The 10,097-nt window shown below is 52.9% G+C and carries 11 protein-coding genes; 4 read left to right on the top strand and 7 right to left on the bottom strand.

Features of this window, described 5'->3' with window-relative positions; genetic code table 11:
- The 3 genes from AB7E14_RS14540 to fdhE form a co-directional block, all read left to right on the top strand.
- Positions 1-555: sensor histidine kinase (locus AB7E14_RS14540; RefSeq protein WP_428169623.1), on the top strand; the 555-nt coding region annotated here is incomplete at its 5' end.
- Between the two features lie 4 nt (positions 556-559).
- On the top strand, positions 560-1,246 hold the full coding sequence (locus tag AB7E14_RS14535; protein WP_042998867.1) for a response regulator transcription factor: 687 nt from the start codon (positions 560-562) through the stop codon (positions 1,244-1,246).
- A gap of 144 nt (positions 1,247-1,390) precedes the next feature.
- Positions 1,391-2,320, top strand: a complete 930-nt coding sequence (fdhE, locus tag AB7E14_RS14530; RefSeq protein ID WP_042998866.1) for a formate dehydrogenase accessory protein FdhE — start codon at positions 1,391-1,393, stop codon at positions 2,318-2,320.
- A 30-nt stretch (positions 2,321-2,350) separates the two neighbouring features.
- Here the strand turns inward: fdhE and AB7E14_RS14525 are convergent, their stop codons facing one another.
- Positions 2,351-2,737 (bottom strand): type II toxin-antitoxin system VapC family toxin, encoded by a 387-nt coding sequence (locus tag AB7E14_RS14525; RefSeq protein WP_044328134.1) that lies wholly within the window; start codon positions 2,735-2,737, stop codon positions 2,351-2,353.
- Positions 2,737-2,979, bottom strand: coding sequence for a CopG family transcriptional regulator (locus AB7E14_RS14520; protein ID WP_161215612.1), 243 nt, complete (start codon positions 2,977-2,979; stop codon positions 2,737-2,739). The genes AB7E14_RS14525 and AB7E14_RS14520 overlap by 1 nt, the downstream gene beginning before the upstream one ends.
- 207 nt (positions 2,980-3,186) lie before the next feature.
- Here AB7E14_RS14520 and AB7E14_RS14515 point away from each other — a divergent pair, with 207 nt between their 5' ends.
- Positions 3,187-4,113, top strand: coding sequence for an alpha/beta hydrolase (locus AB7E14_RS14515; RefSeq protein ID WP_316962780.1), 927 nt, complete (start codon positions 3,187-3,189; stop codon positions 4,111-4,113).
- Positions 4,114-4,127: 14 nt separating this feature from the next.
- Here the strand turns inward: AB7E14_RS14515 and fabY are convergent, their stop codons facing one another.
- The 5 genes from fabY to AB7E14_RS14490 all read right to left on the bottom strand — a co-directional run bounded on the left by fabY (position 4,128) and on the right by AB7E14_RS14490 (position 9,781).
- Positions 4,128-5,069 (bottom strand): fatty acid biosynthesis protein FabY, encoded by a 942-nt coding sequence (fabY, locus tag AB7E14_RS14510; protein WP_042998862.1) that lies wholly within the window; start codon positions 5,067-5,069, stop codon positions 4,128-4,130.
- Between the two features lie 44 nt (positions 5,070-5,113).
- Positions 5,114-5,551: a D-aminoacyl-tRNA deacylase gene (gene dtd, locus AB7E14_RS14505; protein WP_044265155.1), complete on the bottom strand. Its 438-nt coding sequence runs from the start codon at positions 5,549-5,551 to the stop codon at positions 5,114-5,116.
- On the bottom strand, positions 5,548-6,420 hold the full coding sequence (locus AB7E14_RS14500; protein WP_316962781.1) for a virulence factor BrkB family protein: 873 nt from the start codon (positions 6,418-6,420) through the stop codon (positions 5,548-5,550). Before AB7E14_RS14500 ends, dtd begins: the two co-directional genes overlap by 4 nt.
- Positions 6,414-7,013 carry a glucose-1-phosphatase gene (gene yihX, locus AB7E14_RS14495; RefSeq protein ID WP_316962782.1) on the bottom strand — a complete coding sequence of 200 codons (600 nt, stop codon included), beginning with the start codon at positions 7,011-7,013 and terminating at the stop codon, positions 6,414-6,416. The genes AB7E14_RS14500 and yihX overlap by 7 nt, the downstream gene beginning before the upstream one ends.
- Positions 7,014-7,156: 143 nt before the next feature.
- Complete coding sequence (locus tag AB7E14_RS14490; protein ID WP_316962783.1) at positions 7,157-9,781, bottom strand: autotransporter outer membrane beta-barrel domain-containing protein; 2,625 nt, start codon at positions 9,779-9,781, stop codon at positions 7,157-7,159.
- Between the last annotated feature and the right edge of the window lie 316 nt (positions 9,782-10,097).

Here is a 10,097-nt window from a genome sequence, read left to right as displayed (position 1 = left end):
ACGCATGAGCGACGCTATGTGGATGAGATCACTCAGGAAGGCCAGCGGATATCACGGCTTATCCAGAATATCCTGACCATTACGCGCGCACCGAAACTGCATCTTCAACCAGTCAATCTCCGCCGTCTGATGACAGAAATCACGCAGATCTTTACGCCTGCGTTGCAGGCTAAAGGCATGACGATTCACATGTCCTGCCCTGAGAATCTGACATTGCATAGCGATCGCGACGTGATCACGCAAATTGTCAGCAACTTTCTCAGTAATGCCGAAAAATACGCTTCGCAGGGCCAGCGCGTGGATCTGACCGTTGAACACGTTGCGGAAAACGTGGAGATCGCCGTTCGCGACTATGGTCCCGGTATTGCGGAAAATGAGATGTCCTTGATCTTCCGCCCGTTTTATCGGGTCAAATCCTCCATTACCGAGGGTGTTTCAGGTACTGGTATTGGGCTCACCATCGCTTGCCAACTGGCGCAACGCCTGCACGGCAAGATTCAGGTAACGGCGCAAGAACCCGGCGTCCGCTTTACCCTTACGCTGCCGCAGGGATGAGAATATGAAGATACTGATTGCCGAAGATGATGCAAACATCCGCCAGGGTCTGGTGGATGCTCTGTCGCGCGAGGGTTATTCGCTCATAGCAGCACCGGACGGGCGCGCGGCGCTGGAGAGTTATCACCGCGACAAACCGGACTTTGTGCTGTTAGACATCATGATGCCCGAAATGGATGGCTATACGGTCTGCCGGGAAATTCGCCGCCAGAACGAACATATTCCCATCGTGTTTCTCTCCGCCAAAGATGAGGAGATCGACCGTGTCGTGGGGCTGGAACTGGGTGCAGATGACTACATCAGCAAACCGTTTGGTATTCATGAACTGCGGGCGCGGATAAAAACCATCGCCCGTCGTTGTTTAAACCATAGCGCCACGCAGCCTAACCTCAGTTTTGCTTTTGGCGACCTGACGGTGTTCCCGAATGAACTGTGCGCCTGGCGCGGCGAGCAAAAGCTGGAGCTGACGCTGCGGGAAGTTCGCATTTTAAGCTGTCTTGAGCGTCATAAAAATCAGGTGGTTACGCGAGATATGTTGTTCGATGCGGCGTGGGGGTACGACTATTTGCCCAATAGCCGTACGCTGGATCAGCACATTTCCCGGCTCCGCAAAGTCATCGAACAGGATGCCAATCAGCCGCAGCTAATCCGAACGGTGCATGGTCTGGGGTATCGATATCAGGTATCGTAACGCACACATTGCGATGTCACCGCTATAACCCGCAGGCCGATTGCGGTTATCATTAATGACATTCACCAGCGCGGGCGCGAAATGCCCGCCAATTCACAGAGCGGATTACACCTAGCTAAATCTGCCTAACCAGGAAGTGACTGAATGAGCATTCGTATCATCCCGCAAGATGAGCTGGAAAAGAGCGAGAAACGCGCGACGGATATGATTCCACCGTTATTATTCCCCCGGCTCAAAAATCTGTATAACCGTCGCGCCGAGCGTCTGCGCGAACTGGCTGAGAATAACCCGCTGGGAGATTACCTGCGCTTTGCCGCGCTGATCGCCCATGCCCAGGAAGTGGTGCTGTATGACCATCCGTTGCAGATGGATCTCACTGCACGCATCAAAGAAGCCAACGATCAGGGTAAGCCGCCGCTGGATATCCACGTTCTGCCACGCGATAAGCACTGGCAGAAACTGCTGCACTCGTTGATCGCCGAACTGAAACCGGAGATGAGCGGCCCGGCGCTGGCGGTGATCGAAAATCTGGAAAAAGCCTCCGAACAGGAACTGGAACAGATGGCCAGCGCTCTGTTTGCCTCCGATTTCGCCGCGGTCAGCAGCGATAAGGCCCCGTTCATCTGGGCCGCGCTGTCGCTGTACTGGGCGCAAATGGCCAGCCTTATCCCGGGTAAAGCCCGCGCGGAATACGGCGAACAACGTCAGTACTGCCCGGTGTGCGGCTCGATGCCGGTCTCCAGCATGGTGCAAATTGGCACCACCCAGGGACTGCGCTATCTGCACTGCAACCTTTGTGAAACCGAGTGGCATGTGGTTCGTGTTAAATGCAGCAACTGCGAGCAAAGCCGCGATCTGCACTACTGGTCACTGGACAATGAGCAGGCGGCAATCAAAGCCGAAAGCTGCGGTGACTGTGGAACCTACCTGAAGATCCTCTATCAGGAAAAAGACCCGAAAGTGGAAGCCGTCGCCGACGACCTCGCGTCGCTGGTACTGGACGCGCGCATGGAGCAAGAAGGCTTCGCCCGCAGTTCCATCAACCCGTTCCTGTTCCCGGGAGAAGGGGAGTAAACGCCTTCAACAGGTGATGCCGGACGGTGCTTATCGTCCGGCTTGCAACTGATAAGGCGTAATGACGCCAGGTATCCCCGCGAAATCTCTGGTGTTGCGCGTCACAAGCGCAAACCGATGAATCTGCGCGGTAGCCAGAATGATCGCGTCCGGAAGTTTCATCCCATATTCCTGCCTGAGATTCACGCTTCGCTCAGCAATTTCCTGTGAAACGCCGATGATGTTGAACGCACTCAACGCCACACGTGTACGATATTCCTGATGGTATTTTTTTGCCCCCACCATTACTTCCATCCAGGTAACCAGGCTGATGGCATTCTGCGGCGGATACGCTTCCAGTACATGCTGTGCTTCCTGGTGCCCGCTGAATAAATCAATCAGGATATTGGTATCGAACAGCACGGGTCCCTTTTGCATTACCATTCCTCGCGTAGCGTCCTCTGATACTCAACGCCGTCTTCCTCACAGCCCTGCCAGAGCCCCAGCGCATTGGAAATCGTGGTTTCAGCCTGGCCCTGCCTTTCAAGGTACTGTTCAACCGCTTCGCGCAACAACTCCGCACGCGGCAGGTTGCGCTGCTGCTTGAGATCGTCAAGGCGCTTGATCACCTCATCGGATAAGTCGAGTAATATTCTGCCCATGTCCATTCCAGCCATTATGCTCACATATACCTCCAGTATATCATTGGCGAATAATTTTCAAACAACATACACCGTCAGCAAGCAGAAAAAAAGCGATCTCCGTAGTGACTTTTCCTTTTGCGAGGCGCTTTCCAGAATTTTACTCTGCCCTAAATCCACCATTCTCTTTCATGAAAAACCAGGTTATAACACTGTATATTCATACAGAATTAAGGGATTAAGAAAATGGCGCTTGAACACGGGATTGCACAACGGGTCGAGGAATTTATCGCGGCGGGACGTCCTTCTGTTCGTCGGCAACACATTGATGACCGGAGAGCAGGCTATATCGCCAGTACCGCGCTGGCCGGAAAGACCGAAACGCGCGTAGAGGTCAGTGATGTTGAGCTGGAGGGGATGACGCTGCGCGTCGTATCACCGCGCCATACTTCGGGTGCTCTGCCCTGCGTTATTTACTATCACGGCGGCTGTTTCGTGAGCGGCGGATTTGCCACGCATGATAATCAGTTGCGGCAACTGGCGTATACCAGCGGTTGCCGGGTGATTGCCGTACAATACCGCCTCGCACCAGAACACACGTTTCCTGCGGCGCATGACGATGCTGAAAAAGGGGCCAACCTGATCTGGCAATATGCGGAACAGCTTGGCGTTGAACGCCAGCACATCACGCTTGCCGGGGACAGTGCGGGCGGACACCTGGCTCTGGTGACAGCATTGCGCCTGAAGGCAGCAAAGCAATGGCTGCCCGCACAATTGATGCTGATCTACCCGATGCTCGACGCGACCGCGAAATGTGAGAGCTATACCCGCAACGGTCTGGACTACCTCATTACCCGTGACACATTGCTAACCGGGTATGAGATGTATATGCCCCATACCGTTCGCCAGCATCCCGAAGCCAGCCCGCTCTGGCGAGATGATCTCAGCGGCTTACCGCCTACGCACATCATCACCGCTGAATTTGATCCGCTGTGCGACGAAGGCGAACTTTTGTATGAGCGACTGACGACCCAACACGTCGACTGCACCTGCCAGCGCTACCTCGGCGTGATTCATGGTTTTTTCCAGCTAGCTGGCGTCAGCCATGCGGCGCGCAGCGCAATGCAGGATATCGCCTGGCGCGTGACTATCCCGTCCGTTAGCGAAGAATAGAGAAGGGAGTTCCCCTACTCTTCCTCGTTTCCGCCTTCTTCATAGGGACCAAACGGTTTGGCGGGCAGGACGATGTAAATACCTTCAAAAATAGCGCCCGGTGTGTCATTGCCCAGCAGCTCTACCTGCAGTTGAACCCGCGCCTTTTTCCCACGCGCCAGACGGTCAAGATCGCCGCTCAACGAGCCGAGATCGGCAACCGCGGCGGGTCTGCCGCTGATAGGTTTGCTATAGCGGATATGGGCGTCAGCGAGAATGATCGTGCCCCCAAGATGGCGCTCACGCAGCATCAGCCAGATAAGCCCCCAGCCGGTCAGCGTAGCCAGCGAAAACAGGCTCCCGGCAAACAGCGTGTGGTGCGGATTTTGATTGCCCGTCTCCGGCATGGTGGTAATAAATTTCTGCCCGGTGTACTGCTGAATACGTACACCCATCTTCTCGCTCAGCGGGATGTGCTCATACCATGCCTGCTGTAGCTGTCCGCACCAGTCGCCGCGATGCAAAATGTCATCGAGCGAGGCAATCGGTTTGATCATCAAAAAGTGGCGAACCGGCGTAGTTTGCGGCGTGGTGATTTCGCCCTGATTGACAAAACCCAGTTTGGCGAAGAATTCGACAGCGTCTTCCCGTGCGCTACAGGTCACTCGTTTGACCCCTTCCTGACGTGCGACGGACTCCAGCGTCATTGCCATCAGCGTTCCCAGCCCCTTTTCCTGCACGGTGGGATCGACAGCCATGAAACGGATGGAAGCCTCATTATCGGCATTGATGTACAACCGCCCGACGGCAACCAGATTGCCCTCTTCATCGACCACCATCTGGTGGTGCGCCATTGCGTCCCAGGCATCACGCTCGGAACCCTTCGGTTGATGCAGCGGCTTGCGCAGCATTTCCCAGCGAAACTGATAGTAACGCTCTAATTCTTCTTCTGTTTGCGGTACTCGAAGGTGATACATAGCGGTACTCTCTCTTGTAACCCGCGGCCACGCCGGAAGCTGATTCATACCTGTAACCAGAACGTCACGGGGCCGTCATTCACCAGCGCAACCTGCATATCCGCAGCGAAGCGTCCGGTCTGCGTATTCATGTCCTGCTGGCGGCAGCGTTCGACGAAATAATCGTACAGGGCCTCCGCCCGCTCCGGCGTCGCCCCTTTAGAGAACCCCGGACGCATGCCGCGTTCGGTATCCGCCGCCAGCGTAAATTGTGAAACCACCAGCACACTCCCGCCCGCCTGTTGCACGTTCAGGTTCATTTTGCCTTCGGCATCGCTAAAAATACGGTAGCCGAGCACACGTTCACACAGGCGATTCGCTTTCTGCTCGTCGTCATCCTTTTCGACACCCAACAACACTAAAAGTCCTGAGCCAATTTCACCCGTCACTTCGTCCTCCACGGTGACGCTGGCACGGGTTACGCGCTGAATTAATGCAATCATGGTTGGTCTGCTTCTTCTTGTTCTGCGGCTTGTTTGAGTTTGCGGTATTCCCCGAGAGTGACAGTTATTTCCGCACCAAGCAAGACGATACACCACGTCCAGTACACCCAGACAAACAAAATGGGTACCACCGCTAACACGCCGTAAATAAGCTGATATGACGGGAACATGGTGATATAAAGCGCGAAACCTTTCTTTCCGGCCTCGAACAGGACCGCAGCGACAAAGGCGCCGACAATCGCATCCCGATTCGGTACGCGCGTGGTCGGCACCACGCTGTAGAGGAGCCAGAATGAGAGCCAGGAGAGGATCAGCGGGAAGAGACGCAGCACATCATCAATCACGGTATTGAGATCGCTGGCCCAGCGTAATGAGAGAAGATAGGAACTGATCGCCAGACTGGCCCCTGCCAGTAATGGTCCCAGCGTCAAAATCATCCAGTACACGGCAAAGGAGTACACTTTTGGCCGCGTGCGCGTGCTGCGCCAGATAGTATTCAGCGCGCTATCAATGGCATACATCAACAGCAGCGCGGTGACGATTAACCCGCAGGCCCCCACCGCCGTCATTTTGTTGGAGTTGGCGACAAACTGCTCAATGTAACGTTGAATCACATCGCCCGTTGCCGGGATAAAGTTGGCAAAAATAAAGTGTCGCAACTGGACGCTGACATCGGAAAACATCGGAAAAGCGGCGAAAAGCGCAAATACAACGGCGATCAGCGGCACTAATGAGAGCAACGAGACGTAGGCAAGATTCCCTGCCAGGGTCGTCATATTGTCCTCATCAATGCGCTTCCAGAGGAGCTTCAGCCAGGCCCAGATCGGTCGGGTATGTTGCCTGGCTTTTTGATGCACGGTTTTTAGCATAACAACTTCGCGAAATAGTCAGGAATGACGGTTTTATCGGTCACCAGAATGCAGGTTATCCCCAACTGGTTGGCCCCTTCTATATTATCGATGTTGTCGTCAAAAAAGACCGTGTCGCTCGCTGAAAAACCCTCTTGCTGTAACACATGCTGATAAATCCGTGTCTCCGGCTTGCGCATCCCCAGATCCTGCGACAAATAAATATGGTCCGCCGCCTGGCGAATTTCTGGATATTCCTCTGGCCAGAACGTCGTATGCAGCCGGTTGGTGTTCGACAGGACGACCACGCGATGCCCCTGCTCACGCAGTTTCTGCATGATATCGATAACCTCAGGCCGTAGCGCGACAAAAACGGCCTGCCAGCCATGGGAAAACTGTTCGTAGCTCAGCGACAGATCCATCTCATGACAAAGGGCCTCGGCAAATGCTTCATCGGTGATTTCTCCCCGTTCGTGCTGATGGAAGGCCTCACCCATCGTAAAGCTCTGCTTTAACGACGCCAGCGGCACACGGCTCAGATCGCTCCAGGTACCTAATACGCGGTTGAAGTCGATATCGACAATCACATTACCTAAATCAAAGATATAGAGCATGTCCCTTCTCCTTACTTGCCGTGGATGAATAACTGTAGCGGGAAAGGGGCGTTTTGACTATGTACCCGTCAGGGAAAGATGAAGGAAAAAAAGGCGATGCCCTAAGAGCATCGCCTTGTTCTGGTGTGATATTTCTCGGTTTCTTAGAAGCTGTATTTCACCCCGAGCATCGCAGAGGTATCGCTGTAGCTGTTGTCGCCCATTTGCTGCGCCACGTTACCCCACACCTGCAGACGCGGGTTGATTTGCCCTTCAATACCTACTTTCAGCTCACCAATGTTACGTGTCCCGCTGATGTCATCCTTGATGGAGCCCATCTGTACGGTCTGGTTATTGGTGTTGTGGATCCAGTTCGCTTCAATGAACGGCTGGAAATCACGGCCTTTATCGGCATCTTTCTCCGCATGACCTTTCAGGTAAGCACGGACGCCGAGGCGAGTCATCAGGTTGCCGTCAGTTTTGTCTTTAACCACCGTCCCGTTGTGCTCACGGTGTGAATCGGCCTGCACGTCCATCCAGATAACCTGCGCTTTCGGTTGGATCCAGTAGGTTTTATTTTCACTTTCCCCGACCAGGAAGCTATAACCGCCTTCAACAGACGCCGTGATACCGTCGGATTTGTAGTTTTCGCTGGCCAGATGTTCGCCACTAACGGTGTTATCAAACCAGTTATACAGTACCCAGCTATCCAGATAGGTCCCGGTCTTATCCGCTTCATTGGCATACCAGGTGGCATACAGACCGACGCTGTAACCGTCTACCTGTCCACGAGACGAATAGCCAGTGTAGCTGTTACGAGTTTTACTTTTCTGGTTGGCATAACCCGCCATGGCACCCAGATGCCAGCGATCGAGGCCGTCGCTGCTCCACTGCGCCAGGTCGCCGCCTAACTGCAGAACATAACGGTTAGCGTTGGTTTTCAACTGCCCGCTGCCGTCGGTAAAGCGATTATGGCCCCCTACGTTACGCATCCACATGGTGGTGACTTTTTCTTCGCCAGTCAGCATATCGGTATACTGAGTCTCACCCAGACGGTCGTGCAGACGGGTGATAAACATCGTATTGGCCGCATAGTTGTTCGCCAGATAGCTCCCGAATTCAGGGCGATACTGGTGCTCGACGGGACCCGGATATACTGGCGGTCCTGGAGGATCAGTTGGGTCTGGCTGCGCGGGATCGGGATCCGGCTCAGTCGGTGGTGGCGGAGGTGGCTCCACTGGCGGCGGATCCACCGGTGACAGCTCGCTGGTCAGATACCAGTCACTGGCTTTTTTCACCACGTCATAGTCGTACGCACCGGCGACGATACGCCCTGATTTGGTAAAGGTACCGTCAGAGTTTCCGGCAACCTCAACAATTTTAATCCCATCGACGGTCAGTTCACCCACACCACCAATGTTGTTGATGCCCACTTTGGTATTACCGGAGGTATCGCCCTGAACAATCAGTTTATCGGTCAGAGACGAATCCCCTTCCAGTACCGTGTTCAGCACTAACAGCGCGTTGGTCCCGATGTAGTTTCCGACCACAGTCAATGTCTTGAAGGTTCCCGCATCATCGCGAGACACGCCGTCAGGACTGTAGCGCAGCGTCGCCTGATCCAGCGTCAGATTAGAGACCACGGAATTTCCAGTCATCGTCCATTCGCTGCTGGCACCCTTCATATCCAGATTAATAGTCGCACGGTAAGATGCTGTATTTTCCAGTTGCGAAGAGTTGGCGGTGCCCACGAAATGGCTTCCGTCATCCATTGTCAGGTCAATAATGCCGCTATAGCGTGCATAAAGGTTGCCCTCAATGTTATAGACACCAGAGCTTGCAGTGTCCGTAGTGGCATCCCAGGAGCGAATGAGGCCTTTACTTTGATAGGCATACATTGCATTGGCATTATTGCCTGTCGCCTTAATGGTGGTGTCCCCACCCAAATTCACTGTGGCAAAATCACTGCTGGCGTAAGCATAGATACCATTCGCGCCACTACCAGTGGTTGTGATATTGACGTTATTGAGGTTGACCTCACCTTTCCTTCCTGCGTAAACACCATGAGCATTCGAACCGGAAGTGGTAATGGTTGCAGTACCGCCAATCGTGACATCCGCGATTCCCGCAGCACTGCCAAATAAGTCACCGAGATCCTTACCAGCATAGATCCCGTATCCAGAGTTCGCGCCCCCAGAACCACGGGTAACAATATCCGCATTCCCATGAACAATAATTGATGACTGTGCGCTGGTATTTGCTCTGGATATATTTGCGCGCAACCCCATACCGTCCGAAGCATCAACCGAAACATTTCCGCTAACGTCAATAACAGAATACGCACTTGTAAGCTCGCGGCCGAGGTTAATCCCGTCAGAACTCGTTCCGGTCGTCGTAATAGTAATATTTTCAGCTTCTAATCTACCACCGGCGTTTTTAGAGTGGATTCCATCAGCCTCTGAGCCAGTAGTATTGATTACCAGATTTTTAAACTTATAACCCGTGCTATCAAGGTATACTCCCCATCCTTGTAAAGGTGTGGTTGTACCATTCTGGCTGGTGTTAATTACGGTTTCATCAAACGATGTATAGTCACGACCATTGGACGGACTCAATGGGTTACCATAATAGTAAATCGTCTGATCGTCACATAACAATTGAGCAGTGGTGGTGTAACCGCATGCCGCAGCGACTTGCCCGCTAAATCCTCCGAGCGCCAGCGCACTGGCGATACAGAGTGCCAATTTCCCCGGTGAGGGTGGTTTGCATTTCATTTTTTGTGTTTTCATAGGAATACCTTTTCCGTACTACTCTTTTTTCGGATAAGAGCATAAAAGACGCAGTAAAAATTAATTAAAAGGCAAAGCGGGTCCGTTCATCTTTAAAACCTTAAAGATTCACTTACCTTAAAATTATAAATCTTTCCTTTTGCGCGATTAATACAGTTATTCAAAGGTTATGTCAACGGGGGTTGAACTGACGAAAAAGGAAAATTAATAAGAGAACATCCATTTATTTATATTATTCCTGGGCGTTTTTTTAATGAATATAAAGAGTGCGTAACTTGGGTAAAAAAAGCGTACAAATCAATGCACATTAATAGCA

It is taken from the genome of Citrobacter sp. (genome assembly GCF_050252275.1).
In the GTDB taxonomy this organism is placed as follows: Bacteria; Pseudomonadota; Gammaproteobacteria; order Enterobacterales; family Enterobacteriaceae; genus Citrobacter_A; species Citrobacter_A amalonaticus.
Note: the sequence above shows the minus strand (reverse complement) of the source record. Positions and strands in the feature narration are given on the sequence as shown.

Coding starts and splice junctions, on each gene's coding strand:
- dtd (WP_044265155.1), bottom strand. CDS start 5,551: ATGATTGCATTAATTCAGCGCGTAACCCGTGCCAGCGTCACCGTGGAG.
- AB7E14_RS14500 (WP_316962781.1), bottom strand. CDS start 6,420: ATGCTAAAAACCGTGCATCAAAAAGCCAGGCAACATACCCGACCGATC.
- yihX (WP_316962782.1), bottom strand. CDS start 7,013: ATGCTCTATATCTTTGATTTAGGTAATGTGATTGTCGATATCGACTTC.
- fabY (WP_042998862.1), bottom strand. CDS start 5,069: ATGTATCACCTTCGAGTACCGCAAACAGAAGAAGAATTAGAGCGTTAC.
- AB7E14_RS14535 (WP_042998867.1), top strand. CDS start 560: ATGAAGATACTGATTGCCGAAGATGATGCAAACATCCGCCAGGGTCTG.
- AB7E14_RS14525 (WP_044328134.1), bottom strand. CDS start 2,737: ATGCAAAAGGGACCCGTGCTGTTCGATACCAATATCCTGATTGATTTA.
- AB7E14_RS14515 (WP_316962780.1), top strand. CDS start 3,187: ATGGCGCTTGAACACGGGATTGCACAACGGGTCGAGGAATTTATCGCG.
- AB7E14_RS14490 (WP_316962783.1), bottom strand. CDS start 9,781: ATGAAAACACAAAAAATGAAATGCAAACCACCCTCACCGGGGAAATTG.
- fdhE (WP_042998866.1), top strand. CDS start 1,391: ATGAGCATTCGTATCATCCCGCAAGATGAGCTGGAAAAGAGCGAGAAA.